16 protein-coding genes are annotated in these 18,140 nt (G+C 67.9%); 10 read left to right on the top strand and 6 right to left on the bottom strand.

Annotated features, from left to right (window positions below):
• Window positions 1-180: 180 nt before the first annotated feature.
• The gene (locus tag VMR06_RS00210) at window positions 181-537 is read right to left on the bottom strand and encodes a tRNA-binding protein (RefSeq protein WP_325371760.1); all 357 of its coding nucleotides are present in this window, start codon (window positions 535-537) and stop codon (window positions 181-183) included.
• Window positions 534-1,460: a hypothetical protein gene (locus tag VMR06_RS00205; protein ID WP_325371758.1), complete on the bottom strand. Its 927-nt coding sequence runs from the start codon at window positions 1,458-1,460 to the stop codon at window positions 534-536. Before VMR06_RS00205 ends, VMR06_RS00210 begins: the two co-directional genes overlap by 4 nt.
• Before the next feature lie 117 nt (window positions 1,461-1,577).
• Between VMR06_RS00205 and VMR06_RS00200 the strand changes: the two genes are divergently transcribed.
• On the top strand, window positions 1,578-2,009 hold the full coding sequence (locus VMR06_RS00200) for a hypothetical protein (protein WP_325371756.1): 432 nt from the start codon (window positions 1,578-1,580) through the stop codon (window positions 2,007-2,009).
• Between the two features lie 9 nt (window positions 2,010-2,018).
• Here the strand turns inward: VMR06_RS00200 and ftsY are convergent, their stop codons facing one another.
• On the bottom strand, window positions 2,019-3,164 hold the full coding sequence (ftsY, locus tag VMR06_RS00195; RefSeq protein WP_325371754.1) for a signal recognition particle-docking protein FtsY: 1,146 nt from the start codon (window positions 3,162-3,164) through the stop codon (window positions 2,019-2,021).
• A 53-nt stretch (window positions 3,165-3,217) separates the two neighbouring features.
• Between ftsY and rsmD the strand changes: the two genes are divergently transcribed.
• The 9 genes from rsmD to VMR06_RS00150 all read left to right on the top strand — a co-directional run bounded on the left by rsmD (window position 3,218) and on the right by VMR06_RS00150 (window position 10,000).
• Window positions 3,218-3,805 carry a 16S rRNA (guanine(966)-N(2))-methyltransferase RsmD gene (rsmD, locus tag VMR06_RS00190; RefSeq protein WP_325371752.1) on the top strand — a complete coding sequence of 196 codons (588 nt, stop codon included), beginning with the start codon at window positions 3,218-3,220 and terminating at the stop codon, window positions 3,803-3,805.
• 56 nt (window positions 3,806-3,861) lie between these two features.
• On the top strand, window positions 3,862-4,371 hold the full coding sequence (gene coaD / locus VMR06_RS00185) for a pantetheine-phosphate adenylyltransferase (protein ID WP_325371750.1): 510 nt from the start codon (window positions 3,862-3,864) through the stop codon (window positions 4,369-4,371).
• Window positions 4,372-4,464: 93 nt separating this feature from the next.
• Entirely contained in the window at window positions 4,465-4,974 is a 510-nt protein-coding gene (locus VMR06_RS00180) for a hypothetical protein (protein ID WP_325371748.1), read from the top strand.
• A 58-nt stretch (window positions 4,975-5,032) separates the two neighbouring features.
• On the top strand, window positions 5,033-5,290 hold the full coding sequence (locus VMR06_RS00175; RefSeq protein ID WP_325371746.1) for a YfhL family 4Fe-4S dicluster ferredoxin: 258 nt from the start codon (window positions 5,033-5,035) through the stop codon (window positions 5,288-5,290).
• The gene (ggt, locus tag VMR06_RS00170) at window positions 5,287-7,011 is read left to right on the top strand and encodes a gamma-glutamyltransferase (protein ID WP_325371744.1); all 1,725 of its coding nucleotides are present in this window, start codon (window positions 5,287-5,289) and stop codon (window positions 7,009-7,011) included. The genes VMR06_RS00175 and ggt overlap by 4 nt, the downstream gene beginning before the upstream one ends.
• A 10-nt stretch (window positions 7,012-7,021) precedes the next feature.
• Window positions 7,022-7,891, top strand: coding sequence for an MBL fold metallo-hydrolase (locus VMR06_RS00165; protein ID WP_325371742.1), 870 nt, complete (start codon window positions 7,022-7,024; stop codon window positions 7,889-7,891).
• A gap of 54 nt (window positions 7,892-7,945) precedes the next feature.
• On the top strand, window positions 7,946-8,467 hold the full coding sequence (locus VMR06_RS00160; protein ID WP_325371739.1) for a DUF4920 domain-containing protein: 522 nt from the start codon (window positions 7,946-7,948) through the stop codon (window positions 8,465-8,467).
• A gap of 7 nt (window positions 8,468-8,474) precedes the next feature.
• Window positions 8,475-9,134 carry a TMEM43 family protein gene (locus VMR06_RS00155; protein ID WP_325371738.1) on the top strand — a complete coding sequence of 220 codons (660 nt, stop codon included), beginning with the start codon at window positions 8,475-8,477 and terminating at the stop codon, window positions 9,132-9,134.
• The gene (locus VMR06_RS00150; RefSeq protein WP_325371736.1) at window positions 9,131-10,000 is read left to right on the top strand and encodes a hypothetical protein; all 870 of its coding nucleotides are present in this window, start codon (window positions 9,131-9,133) and stop codon (window positions 9,998-10,000) included. Before VMR06_RS00155 ends, VMR06_RS00150 begins: the two co-directional genes overlap by 4 nt.
• 63 nt (window positions 10,001-10,063) lie before the next feature.
• Here VMR06_RS00150 and VMR06_RS00145 read toward each other — a convergent pair whose 3' ends face one another.
• The 3 genes from VMR06_RS00145 to VMR06_RS00135 all read right to left on the bottom strand — a co-directional run bounded on the left by VMR06_RS00145 (window position 10,064) and on the right by VMR06_RS00135 (window position 17,777).
• A complete protein-coding gene (locus VMR06_RS00145) occupies window positions 10,064-12,955 on the bottom strand; it encodes a hypothetical protein (RefSeq protein ID WP_325371734.1) in 2,892 nt (963 codons plus the stop codon).
• A gap of 150 nt (window positions 12,956-13,105) precedes the next feature.
• Window positions 13,106-14,032: a hypothetical protein gene (locus VMR06_RS00140; RefSeq protein ID WP_325371732.1), complete on the bottom strand. Its 927-nt coding sequence runs from the start codon at window positions 14,030-14,032 to the stop codon at window positions 13,106-13,108.
• A gap of 1 nt (window position 14,033) precedes the next feature.
• Entirely contained in the window at window positions 14,034-17,777 is a 3,744-nt protein-coding gene (locus VMR06_RS00135) for an IPT/TIG domain-containing protein (protein WP_325371730.1), read from the bottom strand.
• Between the last annotated feature and the right edge of the window lie 363 nt (window positions 17,778-18,140).

The following is an 18,140-nucleotide window of genomic DNA, read 5'->3' as shown; positions in this document are numbered from 1 at the left end:
CGGATCGGTGGCGCATGCCGCCGCAACGGCCGCCTGCCCGCGCGTTCGCGCCTGCCTGCCCGTGCGGTGCCGGATGCCGGCGCGTCCGACGCGGCATGGCGCGATGCGCGTGCGACGCTCGTGCCGAACGGCTCGCATGCACCTCGTGCCGACGCCGGCGGTCCGGCCGCCGCCCGGCGATCACGCCATGCGTGTCCCGTTCGGCACCGGCCGTTCGAGCGCGGTGACGACGACGCCAGCCTCGGTCGGGAAACCGGTCAGCAGGAACTGCGAGCGAAACGGCCCGATCTGCTTCTCCGGAAAATTGACGACGCCGACGATCTGCCGGCCGACCAGATCCTCGGGCCGGTACAGGCCGGTCACCTGCGCGCTGGTCTTGCGCTCGCCGTACGGGCCGAAATCGACCCACAGCTTGTAGGCGCTCTTGCGCGCCTCCGGGAACGGCTCCACGCGCAGCACGGTGCCGGCGACCAGATGCACCTTCTCGAAATCGTTCCAGCTGATCGTCGGCGTCTCGCCGTTCGCCGCCGCCCTCACCGGTTCGACGCCTGTGCCGCGCCGGTCTCGCGCTCGAGGCCGACCTGGATCCAGCCCAGATTGATGCCGATGCGCGCGCTGTGCGGATCGGCGAACGCATAGGCCAAGGCGCGGCCGTCGGCATCGTCGAGGATCGACAGCTTCAGCACCGGCGTATTGCCTTCGCGAAACGTCAGACGTTCCAGCAGCAGCGACCAGCCGCTCGGCGTGCCGTCGCGCCAGACCAGCGCGCTGCGGCCGCCCTCGTTGGACAGTCGCAGCTGCCGGTTCATGTGCCAGTCGCGGTTGTCGGCGCTGGCCTCCGGTCCGGCGCCGTTGACGGCGGCCCATCCGCCGTACCAGTCGACGCGGCGCGCTTGCGACACGGCGTCCGGACCACGTGCCTGATCGGCATACAGCCGCAGGTCGACGCCCTCGGCGCTGCGCGCGGCGGCGATCGGCAGAAACGCCGCGGCGGCGCCGATGCCCGGCGCGATCGTCGCGCAGGCCGCCGCATCCGCGGCGACGCGCCAGGCCGCGCCGCCGGCCGGGCCGGTCAGCGTGCAGGCGTCCAACGCGGTCCATTCGGCCGGATCGGGACGCGGTTCGAGCGTCGGCGCGGCCACGCGCGGCCGGTGCGGCAGCATGCGCGGCGTGCCGTCGGCAGCCGCGTCCATCTGCATCAGCCACAGCGTCGGCGTGCCGCCGTCGGCCTCGACGCGCCAGAGCTGCCAGCCGCCCTTGTAGGTGGCGATCGACAGACGCAGCCGCGGCGGCACGAGGCTGCCAGCCGCGCTGCCGGCCTGCCAGACCTGCTCGTGATTGTCGTAGAGGCCGTCGGCCGGTGCGGCCGCGACCGAGGGCGCCGGCGGCGTCGCCGAGGGGCGCAGGCTGTGACAGGCCGCGAGCATCAGCACGGCGGCGATCGGGACGAAGCGCTTCATCGCGAAAGCATAGCAGTCGCGACCGGCGGGACGACGGGGCGACGAACGGCGCCGCGCCTGCGCCCGCAGCGACTATGCTCGCGCTCGGCGACCGCCGCCGACCGCCCGGAACGGACGATGCCCCCGGAGATCCATCCCGCCGACCCGCGCCTGCGCCGCACGCTGGCGATCGTCATGGCGCTGGCCGTGCTCGCCGCGATCGCGGTGACGCTCGCGTTCCGGCACTGGATCGGCGCCACCGCCGATCTGCTCAGCACCGAACGCCTGATCGCCCTGCTGCGCCAGCTGATCGGTGCGCTGATGATGATGAGCGCAGCCTGTGTGCTGATGCTGGCACTGCATGCGCTACGCAGCGCTGCCGGCATCGACCGCGAACGGCGCTGGCCGCTGGCGGCCTCGCGCACGCTGCGCGACGTGCCGGTACGTCGCGACGCGGCGGCGCGGCGGATCGCGCGCGCGGCGCGCGCCGGCGCGCTGCTGCTGACGCTGCTGGCTGGGGCCGCGGCCGTGCTGGCCTGGCGCCTGCTCGGTCTGCCCTGGCCGGCCTGAGACGCGCGCTCAGTCCAGCACCGGCGGCAGCAGGCCGTCGACGAAGGCCGCCGCGTCGAAGATGCGCAGATCCTCGATGCCTTCGCCGAGTCCGACGAAGCGGATCGGCAGGCCGAACTCGCGCGCCAGCGCGAACACGACGCCGCCCTTGGCGGTGCCGTCGAGCTTGGTGACCACCAGACCGGTCACGCCGATCGCCTCGCGGAACTGGCGCGTCTGGTTGATCGCGTTCTGGCCGGTCGTGCCGTCGATGACCAGCAGCACCTCGTGCGGCGCCTCGGCGTCGAGCTTGGCGAGCACGCGGCGGATCTTCGACAGCTCGTCCATCAGGCCCGACTGCGTGTGCAGCCGGCCGGCCGTGTCGGCGATCAGCAGGTCGGCGCCGCGCGCCCGCGCGGTCTGCAGCGCGTCGAAGATCACGCTGGCCGAGTCGGCGCCGCTGCCCTGGGCGATCACCGGCACCTGGTTGCGTTCGCCCCAGGTCGTCAGCTGCTCGACCGCCGCCGCGCGGAAGGTGTCGCCGGCGGCGAGGATCACGCCGAGCCCTTCGCCGCGGTAACGCCGCGCGAGCTTGCCGATCGTCGTCGTCTTGCCGACGCCGTTGACGCCGACGACCAGCACCACGTGCGGCTTGTGCCCGGTGCGCACCTCGAGCGGCTGTGCGACCGGCGCGACCAGCGCGATCAGCTCCGCGCGCAGCGCCGCCAGCAGCGCCGCGGCATCGGCGAACTCGCGCTTGTCGACGCGGCGGCGCAGGCGCTCGACCAGATCGGTGGACGCGGCGACGCCGACGTCGGCGGTGATCAGTGCGGTCTCCAGGTCGTCGAGCAGGGCGTCGTCGAGCTTGGGATTGCGCACGAACAGCGCGCCGAGGCTGCGCGCGAACGCGCTGCCGGCCAGGCGGTCGCGCCAGCTGCGGCGCGCCGGCTCGGCCGTCGCGTCGTGCGCGCCGGCCGCTGCGGCGGATGGCATGGCGTCGGTGTCGGTGTCGGTGTCGGCCGACGGCGGCTCGACCTGCTCGACGTGCCCGGCGAGCGGTTCGACCGGCGCAGCGGGCGCTGCGGCATCGAGCGGCCGGTCGTCCGACGGCGCCACCGAGTCGGCCGCCGCCGGCGGCGCATCGGCGGCCGGCTTCTTCTTCCAGAACTTGAGCATTACAGGGGCGATGGGGCGAAAATGCGGGCGCCCATCCTATCACCGGCCTTTCCATGCACGGTTCCCGACAGGCGCCCGGCCGCCTGCGCATCATCGCCGGCCGCCTGCGCGGTTCGAAGCTGTCCGTTCCCGACGCGCCGGGCCTGCGGCCGACACCCGAACGCGTACGCGAGACGCTGTTCAACTGGCTGGCGCCGACGATCGACGGCGCGCACTGCCTGGACCTGTACGCCGGCACCGGCGCGCTCGGTCTGGAAGCCTTGTCTCGCGGCGCCGCGCACTGCGTATTCGTCGAGCGCGACGCGGCGCTGGCGCGCGCGCTGGCCGATACGCTGGCGCGCCTCAAGGTCGACACCGGCGAGGTCGTGCGCGGCGACGCGCTGAGCTGGCTCGCGCAGGCCGGCGAGCGGCGCTTCGATCTGGTCTTCGTCGATCCGCCGTTCGATGCCGACGCCTGGCAGGCCACGCTGCACGCGCTCGAACAGGGCGGCCGCCTCGCGCTCGGCGCCTGGATCCACGTCGAAGCCTCGGCGGAGCAGGCGCCGGCACCGCCGGCGAACTGGCATCTGCATCGCGAAGGACGCGCCGGCAGCGTGCGGCACCGGCTCTATCGGCGCGATCCGGCGCCCGCGCCGGCGTAAATCTTCGAACACGCTCCTGGTAAGCTTGCGCCGTCGTTTCCCACAGGCGATTCTCGATGCCGACCTCCGCGCAACGCTCCCGGCTCGCGATCTATCCCGGCACCTTCGATCCGATCACCAACGGCCACATCGACCTGGTCCACCGCGCCAGTCCGCTGTTCGAGCGCCTGATCGTCGCGGTCGCCGAAAGTCCGAGCAAGGGGCCGGGCTTCAGCCTCGAGGCCCGCATCGAGCTGGCACGCATCGCGCTTGCCGACGTGCCCAACGTCGAGGTGCGCGGCTTCTCGTCGCTGCTCGCGCACTTCGTCGAGGAGACCGGCGCCGGCGTGATCCTGCGCGGCCTGCGCGCAGTGTCGGACTTCGAATACGAGTTCCAGCTCGCCAGCATGAACCGCCATCTGATTCCGCAGGTCGAGACGCTGTTCCTGACGCCGGCCGAGAAGTACAGCTTCATCTCCTCGTCGCTGGTGCGCGAGATCGCGCGGCTCGGCGGCGACGTATCGGGCTTCGTGCATCCGGCCGTGCAGAACGCGCTGCGCCGACGCTGGGCGGCCGCCGACGCCTGAGCCCGGAAAGCACCGCCGCGTCACCGACGCGCCGGCAAGCTGGTACTCTGTCGCGACCCGACACTCGATCCCCTCAACGGAATCCTTAACATCATGCGCAAGCTCCTTCTCCCCCTCGCCGTCGCCGTCGCCTCGACGTTGGTCCTGAGCGCCTGCGACAAGGCTGCCGAGACGACGACGCAGACCGCCGCACCGGCCGTCGAGACCGTGCCGCTGCCGACCGATCCGGCCGACACGGCCGCCTGGAAGAAGTACCTGGCCAACGTCGTCACCAACAACATGCAGGGCGTGACCACGACGCGTCCGTACATGTACTACATCCCCGGCGGCGAGGACGACAAGGCGCTGGAGGATCGCAGCAACCAGCTCGAGAACGTGCGTGGCGTGGTCGGCCGCGGCGTGCTGCCCGGCAACATGATGGCGTTCGGCGGACCCGATTCGAAGATCACCGCGGACTTCGTGATCGAGGCGTTCCAGAGCGCGCAGTCCGGTTCGTTCAAGGACGTCGTCGTGCTGGTCATCGGCACGCCCGAGGACACCACCCGCGTCAAGGAAGCCCTTGCCGCGAGCGGCGCCAACGTGCGCGTCGCCGAACTGAAGTAACCCCTCTGCACACGGCCGGCGGCGCCGCGACGGCGGTCGCGCGCCGGCCCGAACGGCCATGTCGCTCAAGATCACCGAAGACTGCATCAACTGCGACGTCTGCGAGCCCGCCTGCCCGAACACGGCAATCTCGATGGGCGCGGACATCTACGAAATCGCGCTCAGCCGCTGCACCGAGTGCGTCGGCCATTTCGACACGCCGCAATGCGTGGAGGTCTGCCCGGTGGAATGCATCATCGTCGACCCGGCGCACCCCGAATCGCGCGAGCAACTGTTCGCGAAGTATCAGGCGCTGATCGCGAAGAACGCCGCATGAGCGCCGCGTTCCCCCGCACGCCGCGCCGCCGTCGGTGCGCGCTCGCCGCCCCGCTGATCGGCCTGGTCCTGCTGCTGGCCTGCGCGCTGGCGCAGGCGGCGCCGGACGCGCGGCCCGGCAAGGCTGCGATCGCCAGCGCCCATCCGCTGGCGACCGAGGCCGGCCTGGAGATTCTCGCCCAGGGCGGCAACGCGTTCGACGCGGCGATCGCGGTCGGTGCGGTGCTGTCGGTCGTCGAGCCGCAGAGTTCGGGCATCGGCGGCGGCGGCTTCTTTCTGCTGCATCGCGCCGGCGACGGCCAGGACCTGTTCCTCGACGCGCGCGAGACCGCGCCGGCGGCGACGCGCACCGAGCTGTGGATCGGCGCCGACGGCAAGCTCGATCGCGACAAGTCGGTCAACGGTCCGCTATCGGCCGGCATTCCCGGCGAGCCGGCCGCCTACGCCTGGCTCGCCGAACACCAGGGCCAGCTGCCGCTGGCGACCTCGCTGGCACCGGCGATCCGCCTCGCGCGCGAGGGCTTTCCGGCCTACGGGCGGCTGGTCTCGGCGATCGGCCAGCGGCGCCCGGTGCTCGAGCGCTGGCCGGCCTCGGCCGGCCTGTACCTCGTCGACGGCCAGGTGCCGGGCGAAGGACAGCGCCTGCGCTTTCCGGATCTGGCCGCGACGCTCGAGCGGATCGCGAAGGACGGCGACGCCGGCTTCTACCGCGGCGCGTTCGCCGCGTCGATGGTCGAGGCGGTGCGCGCGGCCGGCGGCACCTGGACCGAGCGCGACCTGGCCGACTACCGCGTGAAAGTGCGCACGCCGCTGACGCTCGACTATCGCGGCTGGCGCATCGTCACCGCGCCGCCGCCGTCGTCGGGCGGCATCGCGCTGTCGGAGATGCTCAACATCCTGTCCGGCTACGACCTGTCCGGACTCGATCGCGTGCGCCGCACGCACCTGACGATCGAGGCGATGCGCCGCGCCTACCGCGACCGCGCCGAGTACCTGGGCGACCCGGACTACGTGACGATGCCGGTCGCCGAGCTGACCAGTCCGCTCTACGCGGCCGGCCTGCGCGCATCGATCCATCCCGAGAAGGCCACGCCGAGCGCCCTGCTGCCCGGCTACGCGCCGCCGGTCGAGCCGACGCATACCACGCACTACTCGATCCTCGACGCCGACGGCAATCTGGCCGCGGTGACCAAGACCGTCAACCTGACGCTGGGCTCGGGCTTCGTCGTGCCCGGCGGCGGCTTCGTGCTCAACAACGAGATGGACGATTTCGCGCTGCGCCCCGGCGAGCCGAACGCGTTCGGCCTGATCGGCGGCGACGCCAACGCGCCCAAGCCGGGCCGGCGGCCGCTGTCGTCGATGACGCCGAGCTTTGTGATCGGCGCCGACCGCATCGGCGTGATCGGCACGCCCGGCGGCAGCCGCATCATCACGATGGTGCTCGAAGGCATCCTCGCCTTCGTCGACGGCGACGCGCCGGCCCAGGTCGCCGCCAATCCGCGCTTCCATCACCAGTACCTGCCCGACGTGGTCTCGGCCGAGCCGAACGCGTTCAGCGCCGAGGAGCGCCGCGCGCTCGAAGCGATGGGCCATACCGTCAACGCCGGCGAGCGCACCTGGGGCCTGATGAACGTGGTCAGCTGGGACCGCAGGAGCGGCGCGGTCGAGGCCGGCTCCGACCCGCGCGGCAGCGCCGGCAGCGGCAGCGCCGCGGTGCGATGAGGACGCTGCGATGAAACTGTGGTCGATACTCGGCAACTCGCAGCGCCTCGACGGCGGCGCGATGTTCGGCAACGCGCCGCGCGCGGTCTGGCAGCAGTGGATCGCGCCGGATGCCGACAACGGCATTCCGCTGGCCTGCCGCTGCCTGCTGGTCGAAGACCTCGACGGCCGCACCGTGCTGTTCGAGACCGGCATCGGCGCGTTCTTCGAGCCGAAGCTGCGCGAGCGCTACGGCGTGGTCGAGGAACGCCACGTCCTGCTCGATTCGCTGGCCGCGGCCGGCTTCGGTCACGAGGACATCGACGTCGTCGTGCTCTCGCATCTGCATTTCGATCACGCCGGCGGCCTGCTCGCGGCCTGGGAGGCCGGGCAGCCGCCACGGCTGCTGTTCCCGAACGCGCGCTTCGTCGTCGGCGCTGCGCACTGGCAGCGCGCGCTCGCGCCGCATCCGCGCGATCGCGCCTCGTTCATTCCGGAGCTGCCGCAGCTGCTGCTCGACAGCGGGCGTCTGGAACGCGTCGAAGGCGCGCCTGCGCCGAGCCTCGGCGAGTCGGTGCGCTTCGAGGTCTCGGACGGCCATACGCCCGGCCTGCTGCTGGCCGAGATCGTCGCGCCGGGCGGCGGCGTGGTGTTCTGCGCCGACCTGATCCCGGGCCGGCCCTGGGTGCACCTGCCGATCACCATGGGCTACGATCGCTACCCGGAGCTGCTGATCGACGAGAAGCGCGCGTTCCTCGAAGACAAGCTGGCCCGCAACGTCCGCCTGTTCTTCACGCACGACAGCGGCTGCGCGCTGGCCGCGCTGGCCCGCGACGCCAAGGGCCGTTACGGCACCCGCGACGAACACGAACGGCTCGAGGCCTGGCCGCTGGCCGCCTGAGCTTCCATACCGGCGCGGCGCATGCCGCGCCCGCGCCACCCAAGGAGAACACCAATGCGCACCGTCACCGTTCTGGTCCTGTCCTTCCTGCTCTGCGGCATCGCGTCGGCGCACGAAGGCGCGCACGACACGCCGGCCGCCGGCGGTCTCGACCACAGCCGCGAGCCGGCCGGCGCGACGCCGGTGCAGACCACCGAGGCCGGCGCCGTCTACGGCGCCGCGCTGTCGACGCCGGCCGCCGAGCCGGTCGCGATCGACGCCGCCTACGAGGATCTCGCCGCGCAGGTCGGCAAGGACGGCGCCTGGAGCGGCCGCATCACCCAGGTCTGCCAGAAGATGGGCTGCTGGCTGGTGCTGACCGGAGAAGGCGACCGCCACGCGCGCGTCTTCATGCACGACCATGCCTACAGCGTCCCCAAGGACGCCAGCGGCCGCGCGATCGTCTACGGCACGCTCAGCGAGAAGCAGCTCGACGCCAAGGAAGTCCAGCACCTCAAGGACGACGGCGCCAAGGCGCCGGCCGAACGCGAACTGCAGATCGACGCGCGCTCGGTCCTGATCCTCAAGAGCGCCTGAGGCGCCGATGCGCCGCCTGCCCGCCGTCCTCGTCGCGCTGGTCGTGGTCGCGCTGGCCGCGGCCTGGTGGTGGTGGCGTCCGGCCGGCGTCGACGGCGGGACGTCCAGCGCCGTGCCGGCGGTCGATCCGGCCGATCCCGACCCGGCCGACGAGGGCCGCACGGTCAGCCTGACCGGCGAGCTGACCGTCAGCGGCACGCCGCGCGACGATCAGCTCGGCGTCAGCGCGCATGCCGCCCTGCTCCATCGCGACGTGGCCATGTTCCAGTGGCGCGAGCACTGCGAAGGCGACGGCTGCCGCTACGACACCGGCTGGGAGGACGGCGCGATCGACTCGCGCGCGTTCCGCCGGGCCGATGCGCACCGCAACCCGGCCGAGCAGCCGTTCGCCGATGCAGTCTTCGAGGCCGACGCGGTGCGTGTCGGCGCGCTGACGATCGAGCCGGCCCTGCTGCGCACGCTGCCGACGCAGCCGCTCGCGGTGACGCTCGGCCAGCTGCCGCCGAATCTCGCCGCGAGTTTCAGCGTGCGCGACGGCGCGCTCTACAGCGGCGATCCGGACGCGCCCGCGGTCGGCGACGTGCGCATCCGTTACCGCCAGCTTCAGGCGCAGACGGTCACCCTGACCGGCATCCAGCGGGGAACCCATCTGCATCCGATCCCATGATCCAAACCGGCGGAACGGCGCGCGCGCATCGACCCCACTTCCCTTCCGCGGGCCGCAGCGGTGACACCGACCGCCGCAGGCACCTCGCTTCTGCACTCGCCGTCGCCGGCCTGCTCGCTGCGAGCGCACCGGCCGCCCGCGCCGACGACGACCGCTTCTCGCTGACGATCTCCGGCTTCCGCCCGACCTCGACGACCGAGTTCGAAGGCCGTTCGTCGGCGGTGCCCGGCGAGACGCTCAATCTCGAAGAGGACTTCGACCTCGCACGCAAGGCGACGCGCACGCGCATCGAGGGCATGGTGCGTCTCTCCGAGCGGCAGCGGCTGGTGTTCGTCTACTACAACATCAACCGCAGGCGCAGCCTCGCCGTCGACGAGGAGTTCACCTGGAACGGCCGGCACTACGACATCGACACGCGGGTCAGGACGCGCTTCGACTTCTCGCTGGCGACGCTCTCCTACGAGTACGCCTTCATCGATACGCCGACCTGGCTGGTCGCCGGCTCGATCGGCGCGCACTGGGCCGAGGCCAAGGCGAGCATCACGGCCGAGGACACCTCGCTGATCGACGAGAAGGAGCGCACCAGCGGCGGTTCGCCGGCGCTCGGCCTGCGCGTACTGGCGACGCCGACGCCGCGCTGGCGCCTGTCCGGCTATGCGCAGGCATTCAAGGCCCGCGTCGACGGCATCGATGCGCGCTTCACGCGCGCCGGCCTCGCCGCCGAGTACCGGATCTGGGACAACCTCGGCGTCCAGCTCGGCTACGACTGGTTCAAGCTCAGCGCCGACTACGCGCAGACCTACTGGTCCGGCAAGCTCGACATCGCGATCCGCGGCCCGACCGCCGGCGTCACCGTCGCGTTCTGAGGCGACTCCACCGTCTCCGCTAACTCGCTCCAGGGCCGCGCGCTGGCATCTGGGCAGTCCACCTTAACCACTGCTCCCTTCCGGCTCCGGGCCACTAGCTCGTTGCGAATGCCCTGTCGGCAATGTGCTGCGCGACGATCCGTCCGCCTTCGCGGCCGACGGCTCCGCGAAGTGCGTCTCGCACAACGGGTGGGGTACACCGGAGAACGATGCCGTCAAGGGCTTGGGGATGCCCGGCGTCGAAGCGCTGCCCAGCGGCGGCGTCAGGGCAGCCGCCTCGGGGAAGTTGAACAGCCACCAGCTGCCTGTGAAGTACTGGAAGTACAGCGTGAGATCCAGGCCCAGCGTCGTGCCGCGGCCGTAGTACCAGGGCGTGCTTTCGAAATTGCCACCGTATTCCTGATCCGACTGCCTCGGGAATGTCAGCGGCTGCGCCGCCGCGCGTGCGACGGTTGGACCGTCGGCGTAGGTCGCGACGGTACCGAGCGCGACCTCCTCGCGGTCGGTCAGGAACGCCACCCGCACGAACTCGGCCGGTGCCAGCTGTGCCGGCAGCGGAAGATGCCCGATCAACTGGCGGCCGAAGCAAATCGAGAGATCTTCCAGCGCGACCGCTTCGGCCCCGTCCGGGCCGGGCGGCTCGGGCACGTTCTCCGGCCGCAGCCACTGGTCCTCGTAGAGGTACCAGTCGGTGTGGTTCCACGACGTGAAGAACTGCGGCTCGACCAGATCCATCGCGCCGACGGCAATGCCGTCATGTTCCTCGCCGAGCTGTCCGCGATACGCCACCTGCAGGAACAAGTCGGTCGCATTGACTGGGATCGGATCGTCGCCAAAATCGAACTCGAGTAGCGCGCTGTCGTGCTCGCAGTCACCGGCTGCGCCAGTGTTGATGTTGCCAACGTTCGCGCAGGCGTTCGTCGCCCCGGGCAGTGGCCCGGGCAATCCGCCGTAGGCATCGATATAGAGCGGCTTGGAGACCGAAATCTCCGGCACATTGGAGCGGGTCTGCTCCGGCAGGCAGCCAGACGGCACGAATGGCTCCTGCGGCGTGAAATCCGGATTCAGCCGGACCACGTATTCACCCGAGAGGTCGTTCTGGTAGCACGGATTCCTGTGATAACGGGCGATCGCGACTAGCATGCCGGTCGCATTGCCATTGCCATCAGAGCCGCCCTTCATCGTCTGCGCAACCACGCGCCCGCTTCCTGATTCGGTGAGGCGTCCGTTCGCGTCTCCGGTGCTGTTGCGCGCCCGCACGCGGATCGCCGTGAAGCCAAACGTGCGATCGCTTGCATCGGCCTGAATCGGGACGCCATCAACTACCGTGTGCGGCTTCCCTTGGTCGAGCACACCGAACAGGCCATCGGGCGGAGCGGAAAGCGTTAGTTGACCGCGGAAGAAAAAATCGATCAGGCCGGCACTGTAGGCGATTGCTCGCGGAACACCGAGGTTCCCCATGGCCTCCAACTCCTCCAGCCCGATCGCATAACGCGGAGGCAAAGGAACTCCAGTGAGCGGTGCAATGGCGTTGAACGCGCTTTCCGTCAGGAGCGGCGGTGCTTCGAAGCTCGAGCCGTCACCCGCCTTTGGCATTGTGTCGGTGTACGCCGGGGAGACGGTATCGGGGACGGCACGAACCCAATGGACGCAGTTCGCCACCAAGCGAGCAGCGAGCGGCGCGCTGAGCCGGCAAGGCACGACGGACCGCGTGTAGCCTTCAGTCTCATCGACTGGCGTCGGCGGCTGATCGAAGAGGTTGCCGGAAGCGTGCGGCAGCGTTCCAGCCGTGAAGAAGCCGCGATTCGTGTAATCCATCAGGCCGTGACGTGAAAGCGTCGAGGCTTCCGGCCCGTCGCTTTGCTGCCTCGTCGAGAAGAAGCGAAGCGGTGTCAAGAACATTGGTGTCGCGTAGGTCCCCAGCTCAAGCTGGCGTGGAGCAGTGTCTTCATCCAGATGGAAGAATCCAGAGAGATAGCTGTTCTTCAGCACCGGAGGTTCGTCATCGTCGGCTCGCGTCACCCTGAGATTCGTATAGTACTCGTATGCCTTTTGCGCGCTTGAGTTGACCAGAGAGTGCGGGTCAATTCGCACATGCTGGGGCTGCGCACCGTCCTGCAGCAGATGCACGACGTCACCGAGGGACCTAAACACGGTGGCCCAGCGGTGTAGCCGATTTCTGGCATCAGCCTCACGCGCAGCCGTGGTGTAGGGAAGCGAGGCGGTGCCACGCTGATCAGTCAACGCGAACCACATGTTCTGGCGCGCATCTGCGTAGCTAAAATGGTTCCGCCGGGTCGAATCGGGAGAAGAAGATGCGGCGAAACTGTCTTGCTGGCCGAGCGCCCAGTTTACAGATTTCGACTCAGACAAGTCTCCATTTGCCAATGACCTATCGTGTACGGGGTCATAGAAATGGTTAAACACGCGCATGAGCCAGCCATGCGGATCGCCATCGGGCCAGATCACGTTACAGCCCGGCTTCGTTCCGTACATAAGGGGCCAGAGATCATCTTCTCGGATAGCCCCTCGAATGAGCCAGTTCTGGATGGAAAGCGACCCAGCGACGTTATCCAGTGCGGGCTCCCTGCCGAACCACCCCACGGACTGCAATGTCTCGATCTGGCAACTCTCATACCGATGTGGCAGCCGCACGTAGTCCACTACAGACGGATAGATGGGCGGATACGCATAGGGCTGAGAAACAGGAACATTGTCGAAGTAGGCCGTGGTGACCGAGGGAGACCAGTGGGACGCGAACGGTTGGGCGACAGGTAACCGATCCAACCCAAGAATCCACCGAATAGATCCTACCCCATCATCGGCGATCACGGATCGCTTGTAGGCATTGTATGTAATCAGGCCATGTGTCTCTGTCTCGAAGGCGGCCACCGTATGTCCGGCGAGCAAACCGATGACGGTCCCAATGGCCATCCAACTGACTCGGGCATTCATCTCCATCTCCTTCAATTGAGCGACTGTGACGATACTGGCCTAACCAACCCACGTGCCTCAGTCCTAACCGACGATCTCGGCTGGATAACAGAGATGTGCCGCGAGCGCGCAGAAGTCATCCCTACGCACGCACACATCTCACATTCGGCGTCAGTCGGATGGCTCGGCCGATGGCGGCCCCAGCTTTGTCACGATTCTCAACGATGGCCTTTTGGGATTGGATCCCTGGCACTCGTACTCATCGGGCACGTAGCGGAACGACTCGCAAAGGGCCCCGACAGTCAGGTTCCAATTGTCTCCCGCCCTCTCTCGTTGCTTCTTGAGTCCAGTCGATGCAGCGCAGTCCAGGAACGTGTCCGTGTGGACCTGTTCTGGCAGCACCCTGTCAGGCGGCAGGCCGCAGATCACGTGCCGGATGGACGTCTTCATCGCGCTCCGTAGATGCTTTGAGTCCTCCGAGTTCCCTTTCTCTTCAAGGAAGCACTTAGCCTGTCTCGCTACCGAGCTTGTGCGCACGATATAAGCGTCGAGCGCTACATCCGGCGTCCTGATGTCAATGGCTCGCATTTCGACCGGTGGCACGATGTAGGCGTCACCTTGCTTTGTATACGGGATACGCAGGGCCACATTAGGGACGGGCCGCCCTTCAATGACGTCCACTGCCCGCTGATGGTCCTTCGCTACGACATACCCATCCTTGTGATACAGCACGACCCACCCGTAGGCGTGGCTGAAGCCGGGCAGCATTCGCCGAAGCAAATCATCGGCGACGTCGATGTCTCCCGAGACTTCGGGTACCACGTAGTTTCCATCTGCGTCGGTCCGGACGATCTTCTGATATATGCAGCCTCGACCGACCTGGAACGGCGTGACCGACTCCAGCTGATAGTTCACAACGACCACAACGTCGGGTATTCCATGCCCCGTCTGGGAGTCGACTACGCGGCCGCGCTTCTCCGACAGCGTCTTCTCAAAGCGATAGGGCTGGATCATGACGAGGAACAGGTAGACCAGACCGAAAGCTGCAACGACCATCAGTAGCCGCTGCAACCATCGAACGAAGCGCGAACCTGCCATCTCACATCTCCAGGATGCGCCAGACGCCGTCGGGTCCCTGCATTAGGCGCAACGGGTAGCCGCTGCGCGTCTCGGCGTTCTGATCGCGAACCAGCGTCAGGTCCGCCATGGTTCCGGTGAACTGACCGTCCACGACCGTCCCGAGGCGCTCAGCGAACAGTGGCATCTGCGCGCCGAGCGTTGTGAGCACATCGAGGTACTCGGTCCGCCGGTCTGGGTGGAACGCGTGGGCTGCGCTGACCAGGTCTTGTGCCGCCAGCCGGTCTCTGAGATAGCCAAAGATGTCGCAGAGCATGCTGCGCTGCGCGACCCGGTCCCGTACGAGAATGTACCGATAGGCGACGATATCGCTCTGATTGATGTCGACCCTCGCCCGGTACAGGCCCGGGCGTGGGAAGGTGTAGGCGTTAGGAGCCCCATCCAGCGTCGCGCCGCGATACTCCGCAAGTCCGTCACCATTGAGATCCAGCCCAATGTTGGAGACCGTCACGCCACTGGGCAAATGGTCAAGGTCGACGCGGAAAACGGCCTGGAACGGACCCAGTCCAACTTGTCCCACCAGGTCCACGGCTTCGATCGCAAGCGGCGCAGGATCTGCATTAGCTTGTACGGTCACGCTCGCAGTCGCGGTGCTTCCGGTCATCGTGGTCGCAATTAAGTTGAGTGTGTTGGTGCCAGTCTCAATCGGGACGGCCACCGCCAGGAATTGTCCGTTGGCTGTGGCGGCCACGACGCCGTTCACGGTGATCCCGGTATTGACCGGACCCTGGAACGTGCCGGCGACATCGACCGAGTGGCCGTTGACGGTACTGCCGGCCATCGGGGATGTCACCACGACGCTAACTGGACCGCTGCCGTTGATGGAGCGCTCCAGCCCCAGTGAGGGAACGCCGCCGCTCAGCTGTGCGACAGGGACGAATCCTGATTGCGGCGGGTACTCGGCGTCCGGGTCGAACCCGCACAACTCCGTGCCGGGTGGCAAGGGTACGGCGCCACCGGGGGAACTGACCGATTGGGTGACCGGCTCCGACCAAGCGGTCGCATAGTTGTAGTCGCCGGGAAAGTAGGCCCTGATGGTGCGTGTGCCCGCCGCAGGCGAGCCGAGTGCACACCCGCCGCCCGAAAGCTCGGTAAACTGAGTGCCGTACGAGCAGTTGTTCGCGCCGTCGGTGATCTGCACATAGCCGATCGGCAGCAAGGAGGTGCTCCAGTTCCCTGACACAGGGGTGATCGTGAAGAACACAAACGATCCTTGTCCGGCCTGCGCGGTTTCGGGAACCATGTTGCCGATCTCGATGACCGCCTTGTTATAGGCGATGCGATGTTGGAACGTCGCCGAGGTAACTTCGCCGTAGACGGCGTCGCCCGCGTACGTTGCCGACAGCACGATACTGTTGGGCGAGGTCTGCGGCGCGATCAGGCTGCACCCGGTCTGCGGCAGCGTGAACGTGCAACTGACCAGGTTGGTCAAGTCGGTGACGGTCACCATGCCGCTCGGCGTCGGATCGGCCGGTGACGGCTTGGTCAAAGTGACCGTCGCTGTATAGGCGCTGCCGAACAGCGTCACCGGCGGATCGACGTTCGTGATGACGATTGCCGGTACCGGCAGCACGGTGAAATCGCCTGGGCTCGCCGCTGTCGAGCCGGACACGTGGACCGATACCGGTCCGGTCGTCGCGCCCACCGGCACCGTGACGACGATCTCCTCGTCTGTGCTGGTCGTCACGACGGCCGGAACGCCGTTGAACGATACCTCCGGTTCGATCGCCGAGTCCTGCTTCAGGTCGGTGCCGATGATCCGGACGGTAGCGCCCACCGGACCGCGGTCGGGATCCAGACCTGTGATGACCGGTTCGACCGTGCCGATCACGGCAAACGGAAGACTGGTCACCGGCGCCAGCGTGTCCCCCGACGTCGCCGTCAGCACTAGCTGCGCTGCCGACTGCCGGGTATCGATCACCAGCCCGCGTGCGAGACAGTAGCTGCCGCCCGCCGGAATCGTGCAGCCCCCCGAGCCGGTCAGAGTGCCAACCGTCCCCGACGCCAACGCAATGCTCACCACGGTGGGTGCAACGACGTTCGTCGGCCCATCGGCGTGGTGTGCCTGTACGACGACCTCGAACGGCACATCGACATGCACGTCCCCGAATGCCGTCTCATGCTGCCGCCTCGCAACGCGGAGCCGATCTGCCGTCACGGTGTTGACGACCAGGATCTGGCCCGGACCGCTGAGCAGCGCGGATACCAGAACAGCCTGGTCTTGAGTGCCGACAGCCTGCAAGGCACCCATTGCATCGAGTGCGTAGATCCGCTCCCCGCCGGCACTGGTGGCCAGTGCACTGATACTGTCGCCCCCCAGCGCGATGGTCGCCGACACGGCGGGGTCATGCAGATTTACGATGGAGAGCACGTCGGATCCCATCGGCAGGTAGGCTTCCGATTCCCCAGGTCCCATTACGATCCCATCCGGGTAGCTCGGCAGTTCGAGGTTCCAGCGCTGGTTACCGGTTGCGGGCTCGATCGCATAGAGATTGCCGGGCGAAGCGAAACGCAGTGCATACACCGGGTCACCCGTGATGCCGAGTAGCGGACGCACCCGGAACGATCCGAAGTCGATGAAGAAGGTGTTGCTGACGGAACCGGCAACGACGTCGAACTGATGGAGCTGCGAGTACTCCTCGAAGTAGAAGCGCGCGCCGCTAGGATCTGCGGCGAAGCTGCCGAAGTTCGCCACGCCAGCCATCGGGCGGCTGTCGATGAGTGCGCCGGTCGCCATACTGATACGGGCGATGTGGAAGTTGTCGGCCCCACCGCTGCGGTAGTAGACCACGTAGAGCCGATTCGCAGCAGCATCGCGCATGGCGGCGTAGGTATTCCCGTAGCCCACACCGATGCCCGGATCGATTGACGCGGCCACCGTGTTCGCGGCGAGGTCGATGACGGTCACTCGATCCGTACACACCACGTAGAGGAAGCTGCTGGAGGTATCGAGAAATAGACGCGCCGGAGCCGAGTCCGTGTCGATCGTGGCCAGCACGGTATGGGTCGCCGTATCGAGAACAGATACGGTGTCGTCCAGCGAATTGATCGCGTAGACCCGCGAGCCGGCCGGGTTCGAGATCATCCCTCCCGTGAGGCCGCCGGTCGCGATTGCGGCGATAGGCTCGTAGGATTCGGTGTCGAGCACGATCACGCCACCGCTGTCGGCCGCGCCATTCGAGGAGACGTAGAGCAACTCGCTGCTCGTCGATACCGGCGCAGATGTGACGACAAAGTTGACCTGTGAGGCGGTCGAGAAGCTGTAGGCGCCGAGGGTGATCGGACCGGTGGTGGCACCGTTCGGCACGGTTGCGACCAGCTCTGTCGCGGAGGCCGACACGACGGTGGCAGCGACGCCATTGAAGCTGACCTGGTTCGCCGCCGGCGTCTCGCCGAAGTTGATGCCTCGGATCGTCACGTTGCTTCCGACCGCGCCCCCAGGCGTCAGGCCAAGAATTCGAGGCGCCGCGCGAAAAGTGCCGCTGCTGGTCGCGGTCTGGCCGTTGACGGTTACGCTAATCGGACCACTGGTCGCCTCGTATGGAACATAGACATTGAGGCGCGTCGACGTACCGCTTCCGATTGACGCCTCCGCACCGTTGAAGGTGACGATGACGTCTTCCGTACTCGTGCCGAAGCCTGTGCCATTGATCCTGACGAGCGTGTCAGGTTCTCCACGTGTCGGCGTGAACGAGGTGATGGTCACTGCAGATGCTGGGCTGGACCATGCTCCTGTCCAGAAAACGAGCGCTGCGAACAGTAGGGCCGCCCATCGCCGCAACGTGCAAGCGACGGCGTTCGATGCGGCTGACGGAGGACTCCGCCTTGGAAAAGTCCCAGGTGCCGATCTCGCCCCTTCCCCACCGACCGCGGTGCAAACGGTGCGACGCGCGCTGTAGCTCATCCCTTGCTCCCTGTTCCGCTCCCTCGACGCGACGCGACGCGTCCGCGGACGCGCCGATTAATCTGCTTATCACAGGTCAGCAGTAAACCACATAATTGCGCAACCGCTGCCTCGGCAATTCGTGGTTTTTGTCCAGCCCCGCCTGGGCAGAAAGACAGGGTGATT

The sequence above is a fragment of the Dokdonella sp. genome, from assembly GCF_035511235.1.
GTDB lineage: Bacteria > Pseudomonadota > Gammaproteobacteria > Xanthomonadales > Rhodanobacteraceae > Dokdonella.
The sequence above is the reverse complement of the archived record's forward strand: the minus strand, read 5'-3'. Positions and strand labels throughout refer to the sequence as shown.